Source organism: Ruegeria sp. CK3 (assembly GCF_056536565.1).
The window spans coordinates 66,577-89,029 of sequence record NZ_JBQFPV010000006.1 but is presented as its reverse complement, the minus strand read 5'-3'; the positions used below and the strand labels follow the sequence as shown (position 1 = coordinate 89,029).

Genomic DNA, 22,453 nt, shown 5'->3' with positions numbered 1-22,453 from the left:
CATCAAAGATGCCGTCAAACGTTTTGGGCCCGACAGCGCGCTGCAGGCGCGCTTTCGGGCCCAAAACCCAAGGTGGGTCTCGGCGAAGCCGGACCGCCGCGGGTGCGGGAGCCCTTTGCCGTTTCTAGGTCAGGTCTTTGTAGCTGATCTCACGCGTGTCTGCTCCGGGGCCGGTTTTCTCGCGACGAACGATCAGGCGGTTCAGCGCATGGATATAGGCCTTGGCTGACGCAACAACCGTGTCTGTGTTGGCCGATTGGCCGGTTGCGATCATGCCGTCTTCGCTCAGGCGGACCGAGACGGTGGCTTGCGCGTCGGTACCTTCGGTCACTGCGTGAACCTGATACAGCTGCAACCGGGCGGTGTTGGGATAGATCGCGCGGATTGCTTTGAACGTAGCATCCACAGGCCCGTCACCATGCTCGGTGGCGATGATGTCCTTGCCGTCCATCTCAAGCTCAACGGTTGCTTCGGCCTGACCGCCGGTGCCGCAAGTCACTTTCATTGAAACAAGCTGCAGGTAGTCGTCATGCTCGTCCATGGTCATCAACGCGATGAGGTCATCGTCGAACACCTCTTTCTTGCGGTCGGCCAGATCTTTGAACCGAACGAAGATGTCCTTGAGCTGGTTGTCACCGACGTCAAAACCCAACGTTTCGAGCTTGTCGCGCAGCGCGGCGCGGCCTGAGTGTTTGCCCAAAGGCAGAGAGGTACCGGACAGACCGATATCCTCTGGGCGCATGATCTCGAAGTTTTCGCGGTTCTTCAGCATGCCATCCTGATGGATGCCGCTTTCATGCGCGAAAGCGTTCTTGCCGACGATGGCCTTGTTGAACTGAACGTTGAAGCCCGACACGGTCGCCACGCGGCGCGAGATATGCATGATCTTGGTCGTGTCGATGCCCGTGTGCCAAGGCATGATGTCGTTGCGGGTGCGCAGCGCCATCACAACCTCTTCCAAAGCCGTGTTGCCCGCGCGTTCGCCCAAACCGTTGATCGTGCATTCTATCTGACGCGCACCACCTGCAACAGCGGCCAGAGAGTTCGCGGTCGCCATGCCAAGGTCGTTGTGGCAGTGGGTGGCAAAGATTACCTCATCCGCGCCCGGTACGGTCTCGATCAGGCGTTTGATCAGATCGGCGCTTTCGACCGGGGCGGTGTACCCCACCGTATCAGGGATATTGATCGTGGTTGCGCCTGCTTTGATCGCAATCTCGATTACACGGCAGAGGTAGTCCCACTCTGTCCGCGTCGCATCCATCGGTGACCACTGAACGTTTTCACACAAGTTGCGCGCGTGGCTGACGGTTTCGTGGATCTTCTCGGCCATCTCGTCCATCGTCAGGTTCGGAATGGCGCGGTGCAGGGGGGATGTGCCGATGAAGGTGTGAATACGGTTCTTCTCGGCGTGTTTAACCGCCTCCCAGCAGCGGTCAATGTCGGCGAAGTTCGCGCGGGCCAGACCGCAGATACGGCTGTTTTTCGAGCGTTGCGCGATCTCGGAAACGGCCTTGAAGTCGCCCTCGGATGCGATGGGGAAACCGGCTTCGATAATGTCGACGCCCATTTCGTCCAGCAGCTCGGCAATCTCGAGCTTTTCGTCATGGGTCATGGTTGCGCCGGGGCTCTGCTCGCCGTCGCGCAAAGTGGTATCGAAGATCAAGACGCGGTCTTGGTCGGTCACGTTGGTCATGGGGTTCTCTTTCTTCTTCTGTCCTAAAGCCTCTTGGCGCGCTGGCGTCCTCCTCTGAGCGGGCGCGCCGGATGGCACGCTCAGAGGCGGATTAGGATCAGTAGGCCACGCAGCGACGCACCGCGAACGGCGGTGTCGGCAACAAGGATATCTGCGCGGTTGATCATGAGGATGAGGTTATACCCAGCTTGCGCGGAATGAAAAGAACCAAAATGAGGGCGTGGTCCTTTCTGTGCGAATTCTTGGAGACCTATCATTGATCCAACCATCGCCGCCGCTAGGTCGTGAGACATGAAAACAGCTTTGGTTATAGGCGCTTCTGGCGGAATTGGTTCGGCGCTTTGCGCGCGTCTTGAGGGGCAGGGTACACAGGTTACGAGCCTGTCCCGGTCGGTTGACGGGTTTGATCTGACCCAACCGGACGAGTCTTTGCAGATGTTGGATGACCTGCCTGATCCGTTCGATCTGGTTTTGGTCGTCTCCGGCGCGTTGGAGGTCAATGGGGGGGAGCCGGAAAAAACGATCCGAGCTGTATCGGCGCAGGCCATGATGGATCAGTTTGCGTTGAATTCGGTTGGTCCGGCCTTGGTCCTCAGCCGTGCGCACAGGTTGCTACCACGCGATAGGCGATCTGTTTTTGGTGTTCTGTCGGCGCGTGTGGGGTCGATCGGAGACAACAGGATCGGGGGTTGGATCAGCTACCGGGCCGCAAAAGCTGCGGTGAATCAGATCGTCCATACCTCGGCGATCGAACTTTCGCGCACGCACAAACAGGCGATCTGCGTGTCTTTGCATCCCGGCACCGTCAAAACGGCCTTCACGCAGAAATACCTTGGTCGGCATCCGGCGGTGGAGCCTGAAGAGGCCGCTCAGAATTTGCTAAACGTGGTCAACGGTCTAACGACCGATGACACGGGTGGGTTCTTCGATTGGGCTGGAAAATCCGTTCCGTGGTAGTGGATTAACCGTCGGAGGGTTCGGCCTCCGTTGGTTCCTCAGTGTTTTCCGCCTGAGCGGGTTCACCCTCTTGCGCGGGCGCTTCTTCTGCTGCGCTTTGCGCGGGCAGAGCGTCATTGTCCCACACGCCAGACTCCTCTTGCCCGTTGGCATAGCGCATGGTGCCTTCGCCGTGGCGTTTGTTGTCGAGGAAACCGCCTTCGTAAACATCGCCCGTGCTGTAGGTCGCAACACCCACTCCGCTTATTTTGCCGTCAACCCAATCGCCCGTGTAGGTGAAGGTGCTAGGCGTTGTGATCGTGCCTTTGCCGTGGCGCTTGCCATTCAGGAAATCTCCGTCATAGATCGTGCCGTCCGCGTAGCTGGCCTTGCCTTTGCCCTGTCGCGCACCATCAACCCATTCGCCCTCATAACGGTAACCGTTGGCAAAGGTGACGATGCCAGTGCCATGGCTCACCGCATTCCGGAACTCGCCGGTATAGACGACACCGTTTGGATATGTGGCCTTGCCTCGGCCTTCGAACACGCCCGCAACCCACTCACCATCATAGACGGTGCCGTCGGGATAGGTGTTCTGGCCCTTGCCATGAGGCAGGTCCGCGCTGAGTTCGCCGATATAGGTTGAGCCGTCCGGATAGGTGATCTCGCCAAAGCCCTCGATCTGACCACGGGACCAGTCGCCTGTGTAGCTGTAGCCATCCGTTCCGGTGAAGGTGCCTTTGCCGTGGCGCTGATCGTCTTCGTAGTCGCCCTCATAAACGTTGCCGTTGGCATAGGTTTCCTTGCCTTTGCCCTGACGGCGCCCGTCCAGCAATGCGCCCTCGTAGACATCCCCGTTGGCCAGCGTCAGCCGCCCGGTGCCTGTCATGACGTTGTTCTGCCACTGACCGTCATATTCAACGCCGTCCGACTGAACCAGACGACCTTGACCATGGCGCTGACCCTGTTCGATCTCACCTTCATAGACCGAGCCATCGGCCGAGGTGATCTTGCCCATGCCTTGCTTTTCCCCGTCGACCCAGTCGCCTTCGTAGGAATAGCCGTTGGGGTCGGACAGAGTGCCCTTGCCATGATGGCGCGCGTCTTTGAACGCGCCTTCATATCGCAGGCCATTGGCATATTGGGCCACGCCGGTTCCGTTGATGGCCCCGTTGGACCACGTCCCTTCATAGGTGCCGCCATCGGGATAGGTGATCTTGCCCTGGCCGTCCGGCTGGCCATCGGCGAAGGAACCTTCATAGATCGCGCCATTCGCAAAACGCGCCGTGCCTTGCCCCTGAATCTTGCCCTCGATCCATTCGCCCGAATACTCGAACCCGTTGGGTAGCCGATACGACCCGGTCCCATGCCGCAAGCCGTTCAGGAAGGTGCCTTCGTAGACGCCTCCGACCTCGTCATCTTTGACGATGACTGCTCCGTCCTGTGCAAAGGCTGCCGCTGCGATCAGGGTCATGGCCCCTGCAGCAATCGAATTGCGGATCACATCCATTGTTGTTCCTGCCTGCCCGGTCATCATTGCTTGCTTTCTTCGGCGCAAAACTAAGGGACCGTCACGGGCAGAGCAACGGCTTTTGCCGCATGGCCCTTTCACTCGCGCGGTGATCTGCTAAATGCAAATGGACTGACGAAGGCAAGAGGGCAGCATGGCCGACCGTTTCCGCATCACTCTGGCGCAGCTTAACCCCACCGTGGGGGATATTTCCGGCAATGCCGCCAAAGCGCGCGCAGCGTGGCAGGAGGCCCGCGAGGCCGGGGCCGATATTGTCGCCTTCCCCGAGATGTTCATCACCGGCTACAACACGCAGGACCTTGTGATGAAACCCGTGTTTCACCGCGCTGCCATGGCCGCGATCGAGGCTCTAGCTGTGGATTGTGCGGAGGGTCCTGCCATTGCCATCGGCGGGCCGTGGGTCGAAGATGAAAGCCTCTACAATGCTTATCTGATCCTGAATGGTGGCCGAATCACCAGCAAGTCCCTGAAGCACCACCTGCCGAACGAAACCGTTTTTGATGAGGTGCGCTTGTATGATTCCGGCCCGCTGGGTGGGCCGTACTCGGTGGGCAATTTCCGCATCGGCAGCCCGATCTGTGAAGATGGCTGGCACCCGGACGTGGCTGAAACGCTGGAGGAAACCGGGGCAGAGTTTCTGCTGATCCCCAACGGCTCTCCTTATTTTCGGGACAAATATGATGTGCGCCTGAACCATATGGTGGCGCGCGTGGTCGAGACCGGATTGCCGCTGATCTATCTGAACATGGTCGGCGGGCAGGATGATCAGGTGTTTGACGGGGCAACCTTTGGCCTGAACCCGGGTGGTGAGCTTGCCTTCCGCATGCCTGTATTCGACGAAGCGATACGCCATGTGGATCTTGAGCGTGGCGATGACGGCTGGCGCATCGCCCCGGCCGAGATCGTCCCCCAACCGGATGTGTGGGAACAGGACTACCGTGCCATGGTCCAATCCTTGCGTGACTACATGGGCAAGACCGGTTTCAAAAAGGCGGTTCTCGGGCTGTCAGGCGGGGTCGATTCAGCCCTGGTTGCGGCCATTGCCGTCGACGCGATTGGCGCTGAAAATGTGCGCTGCGTGATGCTGCCATCGGAATACACCAGCAAGGCCTCGCTGGATGATGCCGAGGCAGTCGCCAAGGCGCTGGGTGTTCACTATGACTACGTGCCGATCTCGGACAGCCGCGCTGCGGTGACCGAAACTCTGGCCCCTCTGTTCGCGGGTCGTGATGCCGACCTGACCGAAGAGAACATCCAGTCGCGCCTGCGTGGTGTGTTGCTGATGGCGATCTCGAACAAGTTTGGTGAGATGCTGCTGACCACCGGCAACAAATCCGAGGTCGCGGTTGGTTATGCCACTATCTATGGGGACATGAACGGGGGCTACAACCCGATCAAGGACCTCTACAAAACCCGCGTGTTCGAGACCTGCCGCTGGCGCAACGCCAATCATCGCGACTGGATGATGGGGCCTGAAGGCGAGGTCATCCGACCGTCGGTCATCGACAAACCCCCAAGCGCCGAGCTGCGCGAAGATCAGAAAGACAGCGACAGCCTGCCGGACTATCCGGTTCTGGATGGCATCTTGGATATCCTGGTCGATCAGGATGGCTCGATTGCCGATTGTGTTGCGGCCGGTTTCGATGAGGTCGATGCCAAACGGGTAGAGCATCTGATTTACATCAGCGAGTATAAACGGTTCCAATCCGCCCCTGGCACGCGCCTGACCAGCCGGGCCTTCTGGTTGGATCGTCGCTATCCAATTGTGAATCGTTGGCGTGATCAGGGATAAACAAGGCGGATTGTTTCCCATTTTTGGTATGGTGATGCTCTAAACTGCATCATTGTTTCCGATACCGTACGCGTACGGGTGGTTTTCCGGGGTGTTCCACGGCCTACCCTTGTTATTGCGACATTTTTCCGCCACATTTATGCTTGGATATTGCCTCATGTGAGGCGGGTGTGACGTATTGCTGCGAGGGGCGCAGGGTCATGGCAAACTGTTTCTAGCCTGACGACGCCACATCCGGGTGGGATGTCTGAGTGAACAGTGTGGTGTTACGATGAATGAGCAATATGATAAATCGCTTCACGCGCCGCGTGCGCTGAATACGATGGAATCTCCTCCTCAAGAGTTGGACGAGGAGAAACTGGATGCGGCCATTGCGGACATGCTGAGGGAAGATGCAGGTCAGCAGAATGTCGCGCCGATGAAGCGGCCTGAATTCCCTGATCTCGTCCCTCAGGAAGAGGTCCGGACCGGGTCGAAGCCCAAAGCGAGCGGGTTCTCGGCCAATCTGCGTCAGAAATGGGCTGAGCTGTCAGGCGCGGCGTAAATCGCTAGACTAAAGTCGTAGACGGTGCGGCATATTTCGCGGCACCTTTGGCGTACGCGCCACAGGTCTGCACAATCCTTATGTGAGCCTCAAAAAACCGGTTGCCAGTGGCGCAGCGGTCGGTCTCCATGGCGGTCCATGCGATTGTCCATGAGCTTTTGATGCCCGGTCCCAAGCCTACTGTCTTCGACTCCGATCTCTCACTGCCGAAACATACCGATGTCGTGGTGATTGGCGGCGGTATCATTGGTGTATCAACAGCCTTGGAGCTAGCCGAGCGGGGCGTTTCGGTCCTGCTCTGTGAAAAGGGCCAGATCGCGGGCGAGCAGAGCTCTCGCAATTGGGGATGGGTGCGTCTCGGGATGCGTGACCCGAGGGAGATCCCTTTGATGCAAGAATCCCTGCGCCTTTGGCGCGGGATGGAGGACCGGATCGGGCGTCAGACCGGCTATACGCAGTCAGGGATTCTGTTCGGGGCCTCAGGCCAGCGGGAAGCGCGCAATCTTGAACGTTGGATGCGTCATGTCGACGGGTTGGACACTGGCGCGCGGATCGTTGCTGGTGCGGAACTGGCCGAGCTGATGCCCGGGGCGCAGTCGGATATCTCAAGCGGTCTCTACATGCCGCAAGACGGTCGGGCCGAGCCGCAATGGGCCGCCCCCGCCATTGCTGACGCCGCTCGTGATCGCGGGGCAATCGTCATGACCAATTGCGCCGTGCGTAGCGTCGATATGCAAGAGGGTCGCGTTGCCGGAGTGTTCACCGAACGGGGCCGCGTGGCGTGTGACCGGGTGGTGTTGGCGGGCGGGGCGTGGTCGCGCCTGTTTGCGGGAAATGCAGGGATCGACCTGCCTCAGCTTAAGGTGTTGAACACAGTTATGCGCGCGTCGCCGGTGGCCGAGGGGCCAGAGGTCGCGTTGTGGTCGGATGGGTTTGCAATCCGAAAGCGGGCGGATGGCGGCTATACCATCGCCTCGGGTCATGAAAACACGGTGGATATCGTGCCCGACAGTTTCCGGCTTGCCTTTAAGTTCCTGCCAGCCTTCGCGCAGGAATGGAGATCGCTGCGCTTTCGACTGTCAGGCCGCTGGGCGACCGAGGCTCGAGAGGATCGGCGCTGGCTGCCCACCGATGTGACTCCGTTCGAACATTGCCGCGTGCTGGATCCAGAGCCGTCGCAAAAGGTCATACGCGGCGCATGGGCGAATGCACGCAAGAGCTATCCGGCGCTGGAACAGGCCGAGATCGTCCAAAGCTGGGCGGGGATGATTGACGTGACCCCGGACGCGATCCCGGTGATGTCGTCGGTCGATGATCTGCCGGGCCTGTTCATTGCCACCGGATTTTCTGGCCACGGTTTCGGCATCGGCCCCGGTGCGGGCCTGTTGATGGCAGACCTGGTTATGCACAGAACGCCCTGTGTGGATCCGGCCGCGTTTCGCTTGTCTCGGTTTGCCGATGGCTCAAAGGTCCGGCCGGACCCCGGGTATTGAAGGCTTAGCCTGCCATCTGATAGCTGACGGGCACGAAACGGAACCCGTCCCCTCGGGTTTCCACGAAACCGGCAGCCGGGAAGGGCATGTGATAGCCGATCATCGGTACTTTGTCGGCGGCCAGCAGGCCCAAAATCTTACGGCGTGATTCCGTTGCGGCGGCTTTGTCCATGTCGAACCGAACTTCCCATTCTGGGTGCGCAAAGGACCAGACATAGTGATTGGCAAGGTCCGCTGTCAGGATAAGACGCTGGCCGTTACTTTCCAGGTGATAGACCATGTGACCAGGGGTATGTCCAAAGGTCGCCATCGCCGTCACGCCCGAGGCTACGTCTCCGCCGTCCTTGATAAAACTCATCTTCTCGGCCAGAGGGGTGACTTTGGTCGCGACCAGATCGCCGACCCGGTTCCCGGCTTCTTGAGCGGACCAGAAGTCATATTCCGGTGCAGCAGTGACATAGCGGGCATTGGGGAATGTCGGCGCGTCATTGGTGGTCATGCCGCCGATATGGTCCGGGTGCATGTGGGTCAGCACAACCACATCAATCTGATCGGGCGTGACACCTGCATCTGCCAAAGCGGCCTGAATGCCGCCCTGTCCAAGTCCGGTATCGAACAGGACCAGCTCTGAGCCTGTGTTCACCAGAGTCGGCGTGAAAAAGAACTGTGCCACGTCAGGCGAGATGAAGTTTTCGGCTGATACTTTGGCGAATTCCTCATCCGAGGCGCCGCCACCGAAGATTTCCTGCGCACCGTCGCGCGGCAAGCTGCCATCCAGCAGGGTTGTGACCGTGAAGTCGCCCAGCTGGAATGATCTTGCGATGGTCGAGTTCGCCTTTGTCTCGGCTCCGGCCGCCAAAAGTGGGGTCGCTGCGGATGCAAATGGAAGGGCTGCTGCGGCGCCCAGGGCCGCTCTGCGTGTTAAATTGATGGCCATTTCTTAGTCTCCCTGTCAGAACGCCAGCGAAAAAGGTAGTTCGCTTCGGGTCGCGTGCCACCTTATACACCGGTACTTAGTCTGCGTGGATGAACATTGCGTGTTAATATTTGTTCATCTTGCGATCTGGGGGGTCCTGCGGAACTTGGGTAGTCCGAAACGCCTGCTGGACAAAAACGCGCCTTTGTGACAAGAGCCGCGCCAACAGGAGACACCCATGACAACCACCCGTTTCGCCCCGTCGCCCACCGGTTATATCCATGTGGGCAACCTGCGCACCGCTCTGATGAACTACCTGATCGCCCGCAAAGCAGGCGGCACCTTCATCCTGCGCATCGACGATACCGATCCTGAGCGCTCGAAAGAGGAATATGTCGACGCGATCAAACAGGATCTTGAGTGGCTGGGTCTGCACTGGGATCGGGTCGAGCGTCAGTCCGAACGTCTGGACCGCTACGCCGAAGCCGCTGACAAGCTGCGCGAGATGGGCCGGTTTTACGAGGCGTTTGAGACGCCGACTGAGCTGGACCTCAAGCGCAAGAAGCAGCTGAACATGGGCAAGCCGCCGGTCTATGACCGCGCCGCGCTGAACCTGAGTGAGGCCGAGAAAGACGCGCTGAGGGCTGAGCGTGGCAATGGCGTCTGGCGCTTCAAGCTGGATCACGAACGGATCGAGTGGAATGACGGCATTCTGGGCGACATCTCGATCGATGCGGCCTCGGTTTCCGATCCGGTGCTGATCCGCGGCGATGGGCAGGTTCTCTACACGATTGCGTCTGTCGTGGACGATACCGAGATGGGCGTGACCGATGTGGTGCGTGGCTCGGACCACGTCACCAACACTGCAACGCAGATTCAGATCATCGAGGCGTTGGGTGGCGCTTGCCCCCGTTTTGCGCACCATTCGCTGCTGACCGGCCCGCAGGGCGAGGCGCTGTCGAAACGTCTGGGCACGCTGGCCCTGCGTGATCTGCGTGAACAGGGCGTGCAGCCGATGGCCTTGCTGAGCTTGATGGCGCGTCTAGGCTCGTCTGATCCGGTTGAGCTGCGTTCCGAGATGGCCGAGCTGATCGACGGGTTCGATATCAACCGTTTTGGAGCAGCTCCGACCAAGTTCGATGTGCAGGACCTGTTCCCGCTGACTGCGAAGCACCTGCAATCGCTGCCGCTGGCGGATGTTGCAGACGCCGTTGCCGAGGCGGGCGTCCCTGCCGATCTGGCTGAGCCGTTCTGGGCTATGGCGCGCGAGAACATCACCACTCTGGCCGATCTCAAAGGTTGGTGGGAGCTGTGCCGGGATGGGGCGGAGCCTCTGATCGCAGATGAGGATCGCGACTTCATCGCTGAGGCTATAGCGCTACTGCCCGACGGTCCGTTTGATGGCGACACGTGGGGCACTTGGACCAAGGCCGTCAAAGAGGCCACGGGTCGCAAGGGCAAGGGCCTGTTCATGCCGCTGCGCAAGGCGCTGACCGGGATGGAGCGCGGGCCCGAGATGGCGGCACTCTTGCCTTTGCTGCAAGTAATCCGCGCGCAAGGCTGATTGCCGGACCTTAGAACTTGAACGAGGCAGGCAATTCGTCTGCCTCTTTTTGTTGGTGCGGTTGGATGACCCGCACCGACGCCCGGCGCAAGCGATCGTTAACAAATTCTGTCTCGTCAGGTTTGAGCTGTTGGTGGCGCGGGTATCTTGGCTCGGCCCTGTCATTCAAGACGGGCGCGTCCCAGCCATCCGTTGTTGCGAAGAACCGATCGGCCCCGTCCGGTCCAAAAATACGCAGATATCCTTGCACGACGACGTCGATGTAGCTCAGCAGCAGCGGATGATGATCTGTCGGCGCATTGTGCCGGTCCTTCGGCACCGCATAAACAGCGATTTCCACATCCTGCGTAAGCGGATGCGCGACCGACTGCGTGGCGGGAATTCGGTCATAGGCCCACTCGCGCTCATCCAGCGCGGCCCAGTCGTTTTTGGGCACATGGGCGATCATGCCTTCGATCTCGGAGTCAGGATCAGGGACTGCCGTCAGGAACGCGACCGAACGCAAGTCGGTATGCTTCCATGCCCGTCGCCAACCTTTGAGCTTTGCGGGCCGGGGATCGGGAAAGTCATGTGTGGCCAGGTTCACGAGGCTGCCATAGCCGAAGAAATAGGGATCTGCCATCAGCGCGAGATGTCCTTTGGGTCGATTGATGTATGTCAAACCGCTTTTTTGCCGGACATGCAATAAGATCACATCATTGATTTAGGGAGGCCCTTATGCGGATTACCAAACGGACGAATATTGCCGTGCGCCTGTTGATGTATTGCGCGGCGCATCCCGAGAGGCTGGTGACCAAGGCCGAGATCGCCGAGGTCTGCAACATTTCCGAGAACCATCTGGCTCAGGTGATCAACCAGTTGAGCCAACTGAACTATCTCAGCACCCAACGGGGCCGCAATGGTGGCATGTCGCTGGCGCGCTCGGCTGACGAGATCCGGGTGGGGGCGGTGTTCCGGGATGTCGAAGGCGCGTTGCCGATTGCCGAGTGTTTTGCGGATGCCGACAACACCTGCCCTCTGACCGATGCGTGTCGATTGAAGCTGGCGCTGAAGGACGCGGCTGAGGTATTTTACGCCTCGCTTGACGAAATCACGTTGGACGCGTTGGTTTGTGACAACGATCCTTTGTTGAAAATCCTGCAACCCGTCGCCTGCGTGCGCTAAGGGATCAGTCGCTGGCGCGTAGGATGCGGGCTGGTCTTACCGATAGCGGCCGTAGGGCGAAGGCAAGCCCTGCGCCCAATGTCACGACCATTCCGGCCAAAACGATGCCAACCGCCGAAGGCCAGATAACCGCGTAGCCGGTGTCGAAGATATAGGTGGCGACGGCCCAGCCCCCCAGAATGCCGACCATAAGGGCGACTCCCCCGGCGGCCGCTCCCAGCAAGACAGCGCGCAGAGCAAAGCTGAACAGGATGCGCTGCCGGTTCGCCCCTAGTGTTTTCAGAACCGCAGCCTCGTAGCGTCGCGCCGGCTCTCCGGCAGCTGCTGCGCCGATTAGGACCAAAAATCCTGTGAAAAGCGAGACGCCCGCCCCGTAGGAGGTTGCCGCCGCCAACCCGGCCAACAGGCCCGACACCCGGTCAATCGCGTCCCGCACCCGGATCGCGGTGATGTTGGGATACTGGTTAGCCAAATCGCGCAGAATCGCGGTTTCGGCCTGTTCCTCGGCATAGACGGTGGCGATGAAACTGTGTGGTGCCCCGGCCAGCGCCGAAGGATTCATCGACATGATGAAGCCCATACCTGCGGTCGAAAAATCGACCTCGCGCAATGAGGTCAGGCGGGCCGTGATATCTCGGCCCAAGATGTTAACCGTCAACTCATCCCCAAGGGTCAGGCCCATCTCAGCGGCCTCTTCAGCGGCGAAGCTGACTTGCGGTTCTCCGGAATAGTCTTCGGCCCACCAATCGCCTGCTGTAACGCGGGCGTTTTCGGGCGGGCGGGTCGAGTAAGTGATACCTCGATCGCCTTCAAGAACCCAATGGTCCCCGGCTATGTCGCGCGCGGGGCGTCCGTTGATCTGGGTTATGATGCCGCGCAGCATCGGTGCGCTTTCGATCCGGCTGACGGATGGGTTGGATTCCAGACGCTCGGTGAAGCCCGGCATCTGGTCCTTTTGGATGTCGACAAAGAAATAGGACGGCGCAACATCCGGCAGGTTGCCCGAGATCGCGTTGCGCAAGGTCCCATCGATCTGCCCAACGGCGGCCAGAACAGACAGGCCGAGACCGAGGGACAGGACCACCGATGCCGCGCCCTCACGTGGGTCGGAAATAGCCGAGAGCGCCCATCGTAGGGCAGGGCGGCCACGTGCTGCGGGTTTGCCCGCGCGGGCGAGGCGGCCGATGGCGATGGCCGACAGGGACAGAAGTACGAGCGCGCCCACCAACCCGGCGCTGGTCCAGAGCGTCAGTCGGGCCGAGCCGCTGAACCACGCGGCGATTGCGATCAGCAGGAGCAGCCCGAAACCGGTGGCCATGACATAGATGGGTCGGGGGAGGGCGCTGGCCGTAGTCAGCGCGTCGCGGAACAGGGTGGCGGCGCGCACCTCCTCAGTTCGGGCCAGTGGCCACAGGGTAAACAGGAAAGCGGTCAGAATGCCGTAGATCGCAGCCTCGGCCAGAGCTTGCGGGTAGAGGGCGAAAACCGCTGGGATCGGCAGCAGGCTTTCGATCATTGGGGCCAAAGCCAGCGGCAGGACCCCGCCCAATGTGACGCCGATGGCTATTCCGATCCCCGACAAGAGCCCGATCTGGATCATATAGGTCTGGAAGATCGTCGCGCGGTCGGCCCCCAAGGTGCGCAAGGTGGCGATGGTTTCGGTCTTCTGTGACAGGTACGCGCGGACGGCTGCGGATACGCCTATGCCTCCGACTGCTAGCCCCGAAAGACCGACCAGAACCAGAAACGCGCTGAGGCGGTTGACGAATTCAGTTATGCCCGGTGCCCCGTTGCGGGCGTCGGTCCAGCGCATGCCGGTGCCGTCGAATGCCTCCTTGGCCTGCTGGGAGAGGTCTTCAAGATTAGTGCCTCTGGGTAGATCAAGGCGGTATTTGGTCGAAAACAGCGTGCCCGGTGCTAATAGGCCGGAGGCCTGCAAGTCCTCGGTTCGGACCAGTGTTCTTGGCCCAAGGGCGAATCCGTCCGCCGCACCGTCCGGCTCATGACGCAGGGCCGCCATCAGGACAAACTCCTGCGTGCCTAAGGCAAAACGATTTCCGACCACCAGTCCCATCCGATCGATCAATGCGGGGGCCATGACGGCACCAGGCAGGCCGTCTGCGCCCGCAAAAGCGTCGTCCAGTGGCATCTCCGGGGCCAGAGTGACAGACCCCACTAAGGGATAAGCGCCATCCACCGCTTTGACTTGTGTCAGGGCCCGCTCGGTTCCGATGTCTTGCGCGGCGACAGCCATCGACCGAAAATCGACAACCTCGGACACTTGTCGCGCGGTCTCGTCCATCCAGCGCCGTTCTTCGTCGCTGGCAAAGCGATAGGTGAACTCAAGCTGCGCGTCCCCGCCCAGCAAGGCGGCCCCTTCCTGCGTCAACCCTGTCTGGATGGCCGAGCGGACCGAGCCGACCGCAGCAATGGCCGCAACCCCAAGGGCGAGACAGGCGAGGAAGATACGAAAGCCGCGCAGGCCTCCGCGCAGTTCACGACGTGCCAGCCGTCCGGCCAGTCGCAGGCTCATTCCGCTGCCTCTTGATTGGTCTCATCCGAGATGCGGCCATCGCGCAGGCGCACAACGCAGTCGCAGCGCGCTGCCAGAGATGGGCTGTGCGTGACCAACACCAAGGTCGCGCCGTGCTTGTCCCGCAGGCCGAACAGCAGATCGACGATTGCCGCACCGTTGGTTTCATCCAGATTGCCCGTCGGCTCATCCGCCAGAAGGATCTGAGGGCGCGGGGCCGAGGCGCGGGCCAGGGCAACACGCTGCTGCTCACCCCCGGACAATTGCGCCGGATAATGGTCGCGCCGATGGGACAGGCCGACGGTGTCGAGTTCTGCTTCGGCGCGGGTGAATGCGTCCTTGTGGCCAGCCAACTCCAGTGGGGTGGCAACGTTTTCCAGTGCCGTCATGGTGGGGATCAGATGGAAGTTCTGGAACACGATACCCATCGTGTCGCGTCGAAAGCGGGCCAGAGTATCTTCATCCATTGTCGTCAGATCCTGACCCAAAGCCGAGACGCGACCGCCGGTCGCTTGCTCCAACCCGCCCATCAGCATCAGCAGCGAAGATTTGCCCGACCCGGATGGCCCGATCAGCCCCAGACTCTCACCCTTCGTCACGGACAGAGAGATTTCATGCAGGATATCGACCCGCCCGGCATTGCCATCCAGAGACAAAGAGGCATTTTGGAGCGTAAGAACAGCTGAAGTCATTGGTCTTTCCATCGGAGGGCAGTCAATTGGGATATGGAGCGTTTGTAGCTCTGCGCAAGGTTCTGGTTTCAGGGCTGTTTGTCAGTTGGGGCTATACGGCAACAGCCGAGCCCGTGGTGATTGCCGCAATGGGGGATTCGCTGACCCAAGGCTATGGGTTGGTCGAACAGGATGGGTTTGTCCCACAGCTTGAACGCTGGCTGCAGGCGAACGGCGCTGAGGTTCGATTAATCAACGCGGGTGTCTCGGGGGACACAACGGCGGGCGGCGCGGCGCGGGTCGAGTGGACTTTGACGCCAGATGTGGACGCGATGATCGTTGCGCTGGGTGGCAACGACTTGCTGCGGGGCCTCGACCCCGACCTGTCGCGGGCTAACTTGACCGCAATCTTGAGCGCGGCTGAAACAAGCAATGTCGACGTGTTGCTGATTGGCATGCAGGCCCCCGGCAACTATGGTCCGGACTACAAACAGGCGTTCGACACGATTTACCCGGATTTGGCTGAACAGTTTGATGTCCTCTACGCCGAGAGTTTCTTTGACGGTCTCGCCTCGGGTGGTGATCCGAACGCCGTCAGCCAATACATGCAGCCGGATGGGATTCACCCGAATGCCCAAGGCGTCGCGCGGATTGTCGAGGCGCTTGGCCCATTGGTGCTGGAACTGGTCAAGATGTCGGGTGAACAGGGCTAGGGGCCGTTAGACCACTGTGACGACCGTTCCAATTGGCACGCGGTTGTATAGATCCACCACATGTTCGTTCATCATCCGGATACATCCGTTCGACGCGGCCCGTCCGATCGTCTGTGGCTGCGTTGTGCCGTGGATGCGGAAATACGTGTCGACCCCGTTCTGGAATAGATAGAGCGCGCGCGCGCCCAACGGATTGTCCCCCCCGCCGGGCTGAACATAGTCGTTATCCTTGAAACGGGCATAGGCCACCGGGTCCCGCTCAATCATCTCTTGCGTAGGCCGCCAGGTGGGCCATTCCTTCTTTACGTCGATGGTCGCAGTGCCGGTGAACTCCAACCCGGCTTTGCCGACACCACAGCCATAGCGGACCGCCTTGCGCGGTTCGGTCACGTAGTACAGGTAGAATGATCGCGGCACGACCAGCAGCTGCCCCGGCTGAAACTGCTTTTTGATCCGGACAAATTGCGGTGTGGGATCATACTCGGCAGCCTTCTTGGCAACGGCAATACCGGGGAGAAGGCTCAGGGCCGTTCCGGCCAGAAAAACACGACGTGTAAACATGTGCGCCTCTTGAATTGACCTGAAAAATCATCACTCGAATTCCAGAATGATATCTTAATTGGTCAATTATGGGGCAGATATTACGAAATTGTGATATGAGGCCTTTCGGCCACAAAAATGGGCGGGGTTTACCCCCGCCCGTCCGAGTGGCTTATGCCAGTTCGATATTGTCTGCGCTTTCGCGACCGTCACGACCCGAGCGCAGCTCGTAGGTGACTTTCTGGTTGTCGGCCAGACCGGTCAGGCCCGAACGCTCGACAGCCGAGATGTGAACGAAGATGTCTTTGCCGCCATCTTCGGGTGCGATAAAGCCGTAGCCTTTGGTGGTGTTGAACCATTTTACGGTGCCTGCAGGCATATCCGTGTCTCCTTTTTAGTGCTGCCCACGTTGATGCGGCAGCCTGGCGTCGTCGGTCTGGATCGAATGACTGAGCGCCGTAGAAGGAGACAGTGGGTCGAAATAGAAAAACGTTAGCCCTTTGGATATGGCATTGGGGCAGGGATGTGGCAAGGGTGGATTGAACAGGATGCGCTGTGAATTCAGGGCGTAACGGGTGATTTGAACGTGAATCCGCCGACGGAATTTCACTTTCGGTCCGGCCGCATTCGTCAATCCACCGCGGTATTCGCGCAGGTCGTGTTGATCCGGAGTGGTGTGGTCAACGAGGGCACCTTCGGAGAGTCGTAGGATGGGGTTTCACCCCATCATTTGGGAGGTCGAAGTTTGCAAGTGGTTTGGTGCGCAGGAGCAGATCGTGCGGGTGTTCGGGTAGGATCTTTGAGTGAGTGATCGGGTGAATCCTCATCCTATGCTTGCTTGAATCATTTGGATTTGGGTATCGAGATTAGATGACGCCTTCGATAAAAGACGCTGTTTCTATTTAGTGCATCGAGCCAAAAACTGGCATCGTGCTCAAGCTCTTTCTTAAGTAGAAGATTATTTTTGATACGGTTGCCGGTAGGGAGCGTTGAAATTACGTACCGAGCGGCAATTTGTAGTTCCACGACGTTAAGTTCAAAAAGTGGACCAAATGATTCCGGTCCATAACTGGTTCTAGGAATTGTGACTCTTTGCCCCTCTTCAAACATTTGATTCCCAGAGCCAGAGTTGAAAAACGTTTTGCCGTTAAGAGCACCAACGTGCTGGCCGGGGAAGAAATCTCGAAACTGAAATAGTTGGGTTCCACCGACTAGCGAAAGCTCTCTGATTGATCTGTCTAAGCTCGTAAAGCCTTTAAAAACTCTAGAAGTATCTGCTTTTCCGTCTAATTCATCCACTGACTTAAGGAATGACATTCCGAAATAGTCATATAAGCAATATGCTCCGGAGTAGCTAATAATTGCTACGTCTCGTACTATAGTGCCAAATACAGAAGGTAGTCTTAAGAACGAGTGTCTGCTGATACCTGAAAGCGCTATACCTTCGACATCTTTGTTCCTAAGACGTTGAACAATCGCTATCCGGTCGTGTGCTCCAATTCTTTGATTGATAGCGAACCTAGGTTCTATAGAGTGTCTATCGTCGTTTAGTCCCAACTCGTAACGCCACAATCCAACTCGAATTTTATCCATCCAATCAAGAATAACAGTCGCTTGGTCTTCGTTTATCTCACCATCTAAATGAGCTTCGAAGGCGTATTTTGGTCGATTTTCAAATTCCGACTTGGAATTGTCGCAGGTCTCACACGCGGGTAGCACCAACCTTTTGAAAGGTAACTTAATTAACTCACCATTCAGTTTTGCCAGAACAATAGGAATTTTGTCCTTCCCGGATAGCTTAGAACACCACCGGGGTATAATATCCTCGTTTGTTTTCGACCGTGGCTTGTCTCCGCAAAAAACGCACTGGCGCTTGAACTCCGTATTGGGGCTGGCATTCACCGCGCAAACTTCTTGTACTTCAAGCGCTTAGGTTCCAGCGCATCCGGTCCCAGACGGCGCTTTTTGTCCTCTTCGTAATCCTCGAAGTTACCCTCGAACCACTCCACATGGGCATCGCCCTCAAACGCCAGAATATGCGTGCAAATCCGGTCAAGGAAGAAACGGTCGTGTGAGATCACAACGGCGCAGCCGGCGAAATCGACCAAGGCGTCTTCCAGCGCGCGCAGGGTTTCGACGTCGAGGTCGTTGGTTGGTTCGTCGAGCAGCAGGACGTTGCCGCCCTCTTTCAGCAGGCGGGCCATGTGAACGCGGTTGCGCTCACCGCCTGACAGCAGCGAGACCTTTTTCTGCTGGTCGCCACCCTTGAAGTTGAAGGACGAGCAATAGGCGCGGGAATTAACCTGCGCGTCACCCAGTTGGATGATCTCGGCGCCGCCGGTGATCGCCTCCCACACGGTATCGCCATCCTTGAGGTCGTCGCGGGACTGGTCGACATAGGACAGCTCGACCGTGTCGCCCAGCGTTATGGTGCCGCTGTCGGGCTGTTCCTGACCGGTGAGCATCTTGAACAGGGTCGATTTACCCGCACCGTTGGGGCCGATGACGCCGACGATGCCGCCGGGGGGCAGGGCAAAGTCCAGCCCTTCGATCAGTTGCTTGTCGCCCATGTGTTTCGACAGGCCTTCGACCTCGATCACCTTGCCGCCAAGGCGCTGGCCGTTGGGGATGACGATCTGGGCGCGGGTCAGCTTTTCGCGTTCGGACTGTTCGGCCAGTTCGTTATAGGCGTTGATCCGGGCCTTGGATTTGGCCTGACGGGCCTTTTGACCCTGACGCATCCATTCCAATTCGCGCTGCAGGGTCTTCTGTTTGGACTTGTCCTCGCGCGCTTCCTGCTCCAGCCGTTTGGCCTTTTGTTCCAGCCATGCGGAATAGTTACCCTCGTACGGAATGCCGCGGCCACGGTCGAGTTCGAGGATCCAGCCGGTGATGTCGTCCAGGAAATAGCGGTCGTGGGTGACGATCAGGATGGTGCCCTTGTAGTCGATCAGGTGCTGTTGCAGCCAGGCGATGGTCTCGGCGTCCAGGTGGTTGGTCGGTTCGTCGAGCAGAAGCATGTCGGGCGCTTCGAGCAGCAGCTTGCAGAGCGCCACGCGGCGTTTCTCACCCCCCGAGAGGTTGGCGATGTTGGCATCGTCCGGCGGGCAGCGCAGCGCCTCCATGCTGACGTCGATCTGGCTGTCGAGGTCCCACAGGTTCTGGCTGTCGATCTCGTCCTGCAGCTTGGCCATTTCGTCGGCGGTCTCATCCGAGTAGTTCATCGCCAGTTCGTTATAGCGGTCGAGGATCGCCTTCTTTTCCGCCACGCCCAGCATGACGTTTTCGCGAACGGTCAGGGTTTCGTCCAGCTTTGGTTCCTGCGGCAAATAGCCGACCTTGGCACCTTCGGCGGCCCAAGCCTCGCCCGTGAAATCCTTGTCGAGGCCCGCCATGATCTTCATCAGGGTCGATTTACCCGCGCCGTTGACGCCGACAACACCGATTTTCACACCGGGCAGAAAGCTCAGGTGGATGTTTTCAAAGCACTTCTTGCCACCGGGATAGGTCTTTGAGACACCCTGCATGTGGTAGACATATTGATAGGCGGCCATGTCGCGTCCTCTGGGTCGGGGAAATTGAGTTGAAACGCTTGATATCCAAGCGGGGCGGGCGGGGCAAGCTGGTGGTTTCGTGATTTTTGCTTAGACCTTGGGCGGGCTAGAGTGGCATCGGTTTGAGGGGCGCGTGAGATGTCAGAACTTGCGGAATTGATTGCTGGTTGGGCAAAGCCCGGTCGGGTCGATTGGATCGGAGTGCGTCCAGCCCGGCGGGCGGCGATCGTCACTTTAGGCGACGCTATGATTTCCGCTGATGGTTTGGATGGAGATCGCAGTCGCTCGGGCAAGCGGGCGGTGACGCTGATCCAACAGGAGCATCTGGCAGCGATTGGCTCGTATCTTGGACAAGGGCCGATCGCGCCAGAGATATTGCGGCGCAATCTGGTGGTTTCGGGGATCAACCTCTCTGCGCTCAAAGGACGCGAGGTGCAGGTAGGAGAGGCGGTTCTGCGCTTTACCGTGATCTGCGCGCCTTGCAGCCGGATGGAGGAAGCGCTGGGCGAAGGTGGTTACTCTGCGGTGCGTGGGCATGGCGGGTGGTGCGCCGAAGTGGTGCGCTCTGGACGCGTTCGGGTGGGCGATACGGTGCAACCGATTGATTGACAAGCTGCTTCAGTTCTGAACATCAGCTAGGGATGTTGCGCAGCCAGATACCATATGCTCGACCCGGACAGGTCATTGGGCTGTTCGGAGGGTCCTTTGATCCTCCGCATCAAGGTCATGTGCATGTCACGCTTGAGGCGATGAAAGCTTTCGGTTTGGATCGTGTGTGGTGGCTGGTTTCTCCGGGTAACCCTCTGAAACAGAAAGGGCCTGCGCCTTTGCCGCGTCGGTTAGAGGCCGCGCGGGCGGTGATGCAGCACCCTCGGGTGGACGTTACGGATATCGAGGCGCTGACGGGTACGCGGGCGACGGCGGATACTCTGGTGGCCCTCCGGCGGCTATATCCTCAAGTTCGGTTCGTCTGGATCATGGGGGCCGACAATCTGGCGCAGTTTCACCAATGGAAGGACTGGCGGCTGATCATGGACAGCGTCCCCGTGGGCGTTGTGGCGCGACCAGGGGATCGGATTTCCGCGCGGATGTCGCCAGCGGCACGGGTTTATGTGCCATACAGGATTGACGGGCAGGCGCGGCATCTATTGGGACGCGCGCAGGCGCCGGCATGGTGTTTCGTGAACGTGCCGATGGTCAATCTCAGTTCAACTGATCTTCGCAATCGCGGCAACTGGGCAAACGGAGTGTTGCCCGAATAGCCACATTGCCTGCATATTCTCATGCAATGGTTGTCCAAATTTCATCTCTGGGATTTTAATTGACCCATGGTTGATCGTATTTCACGCCGTTTGTTTCTGGCAGGGTTGAGCGCAGCTGCGATCCCTGCGGCTGCCGTGGCGCAGGCCCCCTTGGTGTCCCTGCGGCCTCAGGCCCGAGGGCCTCAACTGACCGGGGCCGAGCGGTTCGTGCGCGCAGCCGGGCTGCGGGGCGATGTGATCTTTGCTGTGGCAGATGTTGAGACAGGCACTCAGCTTGAGGAGTTCGGGGGTGAGGCCGGGTTGCCTCCGGCCAGTGTGGGCAAGGCGCTGACCGCGCTTTATGCGTTAGACGTACTGGGTCCAGATCATCGCTTTGAGACCAAGCTTCTGGCGGATGGACCAATTGAGAATGGCATTCTAAAGGGCGATCTGATCCTTGTCGGTGGCGGGGACCCTCTGCTGGACACGGATGCATTGGCAAGCATGGCAGCCAATCTGCGCGAGGCCGGGGTGACCGAGGTGCGCGGGGCGTTCAAGGTCTATGATGGAGCCTTGCCCTATGTGTTCAGCATCGACCCCGGGCAACCGGATCATCTGGGCTATAGCCCGGCGATCAGTGGAATTTCTTTGAACTTCAACCGCGTTCATTTCGAATGGAAGCGGGCCGGGACGAACTACAAAGTCACGATGGATGCGCGCAGCGCCAAGTACCGGCCGGATGTCGATATGGCCGTGATGCGGGTGGAACCGCGCAGCCTGCCGATCTACACCTATCAACCCAGCGCACGTCAGGACCGCTGGACCGTGGCTAAAGGCGCGCTGGGCAACGGCGGCGCACGTTGGTTGCCCGTTCGAAAACCTGCACTTTATGCGGGCGATGTGTTTCGCACGCTTGCCCGCTCAAACGGGGTTGTTCTTGGTCGGGTGCAAGTCACTCAGGAAACCCCGAAAGGCACTGCGTTGGTTGTGCATCAGAGTGACCGGTTGGAGAGTATCCTGCGCGGGATGTTGAAATACTCGACCAATTTGACGGCAGAAATGGTTGGTATGGCGGCTACGAAAGCACGCGGGGTCAGGCCGAGTGACCTGGCGGACTCGGCGGCAGAGATGAACCGCTGGGCGGCTGAGACCTATGGGGCCAACCAAATCGCCATGGTGGATCACTCTGGTCTGGGTGATGCGTCTCGCATGCCTCCCGGCGATTTGGTGAAGGCGCTTGTTGCGGCGCGCAAAACCGGGGCGCTGCGGCCCTTGCTCAAGCCTTTCACGCTGACCGATAGTCAGGGTCGGGCGGTCAAGGATCACCCCATCAAGGTGAATGCAAAAACCGGAACGCTGAACTTCGTCTCAGGTCTTGGCGGCTTTCTGACCACGGCCGACGGGTCCGAACTGGCCTTTGCGATCTTTACGGCAGATGTGGACCACCGTGCCACGATCCCGCGAGAGCAGCGCGAGCGTCCTGAAGGTGCCCGCAGTTGGAACCGACGGTCGCGCAAGCTTCAGCGGGCTTTGATTGAGCGCTGGGGGTCTCTTTACGGCAGTTGAAC

The 22,453-nt window shown here is 59.2% G+C and carries 20 protein-coding genes; 10 read left to right on the top strand and 10 right to left on the bottom strand.

The window, feature by feature from the left end; genetic code table 11:
• Positions 1–124: 124 nt before the first annotated feature.
• Positions 125–1,693, bottom strand: a complete 1,569-nt coding sequence (locus tag ACR0C3_RS09810) for a 2-isopropylmalate synthase (RefSeq protein WP_170553395.1) — start codon at positions 1,691–1,693, stop codon at positions 125–127.
• Positions 1,694–1,984: 291 nt separating this feature from the next.
• On the opposite strand from ACR0C3_RS09810, the gene ACR0C3_RS09805 reads away from it, so the two are divergent.
• Positions 1,985–2,650, top strand: coding sequence for an SDR family NAD(P)-dependent oxidoreductase (locus ACR0C3_RS09805; RefSeq protein ID WP_480758246.1), 666 nt, complete (start codon positions 1,985–1,987; stop codon positions 2,648–2,650).
• 4 nt (positions 2,651–2,654) lie between these two features.
• Here the strand turns inward: ACR0C3_RS09805 and ACR0C3_RS09800 are convergent, their stop codons facing one another.
• On the bottom strand, positions 2,655–4,163 hold the full coding sequence (locus tag ACR0C3_RS09800) for an MORN repeat-containing protein (protein ID WP_480758245.1): 1,509 nt from the start codon (positions 4,161–4,163) through the stop codon (positions 2,655–2,657).
• Between the two features lie 130 nt (positions 4,164–4,293).
• On the opposite strand from ACR0C3_RS09800, the gene ACR0C3_RS09795 reads away from it, so the two are divergent.
• The 3 genes from ACR0C3_RS09795 to ACR0C3_RS09785 all read left to right on the top strand — a co-directional run bounded on the left by ACR0C3_RS09795 (position 4,294) and on the right by ACR0C3_RS09785 (position 7,989).
• Positions 4,294–5,952, top strand: a complete 1,659-nt coding sequence (locus ACR0C3_RS09795; protein ID WP_480758244.1) for an NAD+ synthase — start codon at positions 4,294–4,296, stop codon at positions 5,950–5,952.
• 322 nt (positions 5,953–6,274) lie between these two features.
• Positions 6,275–6,496: a hypothetical protein gene (locus ACR0C3_RS09790; protein WP_480527608.1), complete on the top strand. Its 222-nt coding sequence runs from the start codon at positions 6,275–6,277 to the stop codon at positions 6,494–6,496.
• Positions 6,497–6,657: 161 nt separating this feature from the next.
• Positions 6,658–7,989 (top strand): NAD(P)/FAD-dependent oxidoreductase, encoded by a 1,332-nt coding sequence (locus tag ACR0C3_RS09785; protein ID WP_480758487.1) that lies wholly within the window; start codon positions 6,658–6,660, stop codon positions 7,987–7,989.
• Between the two features lie 4 nt (positions 7,990–7,993).
• On the opposite strand, the gene ACR0C3_RS09780 is transcribed toward ACR0C3_RS09785, so the two are convergent.
• A complete protein-coding gene (locus tag ACR0C3_RS09780) occupies positions 7,994–8,926 on the bottom strand; it encodes an MBL fold metallo-hydrolase (protein WP_480758243.1) in 933 nt (310 codons plus the stop codon).
• A 217-nt stretch (positions 8,927–9,143) separates the two neighbouring features.
• Here ACR0C3_RS09780 and gltX point away from each other — a divergent pair, with 217 nt between their 5' ends.
• Entirely contained in the window at positions 9,144–10,469 is a 1,326-nt protein-coding gene (gltX, locus tag ACR0C3_RS09775) for a glutamate--tRNA ligase (RefSeq protein WP_480758242.1), read from the top strand.
• Positions 10,470–10,479: 10 nt separating this feature from the next.
• Here the strand turns inward: gltX and ACR0C3_RS09770 are convergent, their stop codons facing one another.
• A complete protein-coding gene (locus tag ACR0C3_RS09770; protein WP_480758241.1) occupies positions 10,480–11,091 on the bottom strand; it encodes a gamma-glutamylcyclotransferase family protein in 612 nt (203 codons plus the stop codon).
• Between the two features lie 95 nt (positions 11,092–11,186).
• Here ACR0C3_RS09770 and ACR0C3_RS09765 point away from each other — a divergent pair, with 95 nt between their 5' ends.
• Entirely contained in the window at positions 11,187–11,633 is a 447-nt protein-coding gene (locus ACR0C3_RS09765; RefSeq protein ID WP_170490778.1) for an RrF2 family transcriptional regulator, read from the top strand.
• Positions 11,634–11,637: 4 nt separating this feature from the next.
• Here the strand turns inward: ACR0C3_RS09765 and ACR0C3_RS09760 are convergent, their stop codons facing one another.
• Both ACR0C3_RS09760 and ACR0C3_RS09755 read right to left on the bottom strand, forming a co-directional pair.
• Positions 11,638–14,166 (bottom strand): ABC transporter permease, encoded by a 2,529-nt coding sequence (locus ACR0C3_RS09760; RefSeq protein WP_480758240.1) that lies wholly within the window; start codon positions 14,164–14,166, stop codon positions 11,638–11,640.
• Entirely contained in the window at positions 14,163–14,858 is a 696-nt protein-coding gene (locus ACR0C3_RS09755) for an ABC transporter ATP-binding protein (RefSeq protein ID WP_480758239.1), read from the bottom strand. The genes ACR0C3_RS09760 and ACR0C3_RS09755 overlap by 4 nt, the downstream gene beginning before the upstream one ends.
• A gap of 26 nt (positions 14,859–14,884) precedes the next feature.
• Between ACR0C3_RS09755 and ACR0C3_RS09750 the strand changes: the two genes are divergently transcribed.
• On the top strand, positions 14,885–15,550 hold the full coding sequence (locus ACR0C3_RS09750; RefSeq protein WP_480758238.1) for an arylesterase: 666 nt from the start codon (positions 14,885–14,887) through the stop codon (positions 15,548–15,550).
• A gap of 6 nt (positions 15,551–15,556) precedes the next feature.
• Here ACR0C3_RS09750 and ACR0C3_RS09745 read toward each other — a convergent pair whose 3' ends face one another.
• From ACR0C3_RS09745 to ettA, 4 genes are all read right to left on the bottom strand, one after another.
• Positions 15,557–16,111: a L,D-transpeptidase gene (locus ACR0C3_RS09745; protein WP_170378840.1), complete on the bottom strand. Its 555-nt coding sequence runs from the start codon at positions 16,109–16,111 to the stop codon at positions 15,557–15,559.
• Positions 16,112–16,262: 151 nt separating this feature from the next.
• Positions 16,263–16,469, bottom strand: coding sequence for a cold-shock protein (locus tag ACR0C3_RS09740; RefSeq protein ID WP_170378838.1), 207 nt, complete (start codon positions 16,467–16,469; stop codon positions 16,263–16,265).
• 464 nt (positions 16,470–16,933) lie between these two features.
• Positions 16,934–17,992: a hypothetical protein gene (locus ACR0C3_RS09735; protein WP_480758237.1), complete on the bottom strand. Its 1,059-nt coding sequence runs from the start codon at positions 17,990–17,992 to the stop codon at positions 16,934–16,936.
• The gene (gene ettA, locus ACR0C3_RS09730) at positions 17,989–19,644 is read right to left on the bottom strand and encodes an energy-dependent translational throttle protein EttA (RefSeq protein ID WP_480758236.1); all 1,656 of its coding nucleotides are present in this window, start codon (positions 19,642–19,644) and stop codon (positions 17,989–17,991) included. The genes ACR0C3_RS09735 and ettA overlap by 4 nt, the downstream gene beginning before the upstream one ends.
• 138 nt (positions 19,645–19,782) lie before the next feature.
• Here ettA and ACR0C3_RS09725 point away from each other — a divergent pair, with 138 nt between their 5' ends.
• The 3 genes from ACR0C3_RS09725 to dacB all read left to right on the top strand — a co-directional run bounded on the left by ACR0C3_RS09725 (position 19,783) and on the right by dacB (position 22,451).
• Positions 19,783–20,253 carry an MOSC domain-containing protein gene (locus ACR0C3_RS09725; protein WP_480758235.1) on the top strand — a complete coding sequence of 157 codons (471 nt, stop codon included), beginning with the start codon at positions 19,783–19,785 and terminating at the stop codon, positions 20,251–20,253.
• A gap of 32 nt (positions 20,254–20,285) precedes the next feature.
• Entirely contained in the window at positions 20,286–20,906 is a 621-nt protein-coding gene (locus ACR0C3_RS09720) for a nicotinate-nucleotide adenylyltransferase (RefSeq protein WP_480758234.1), read from the top strand.
• A gap of 66 nt (positions 20,907–20,972) precedes the next feature.
• Positions 20,973–22,451, top strand: coding sequence for a D-alanyl-D-alanine carboxypeptidase/D-alanyl-D-alanine endopeptidase (dacB, locus tag ACR0C3_RS09715; protein ID WP_480758233.1), 1,479 nt, complete (start codon positions 20,973–20,975; stop codon positions 22,449–22,451).
• The last annotated feature ends 2 nt before the right edge of the window (positions 22,452–22,453 follow it).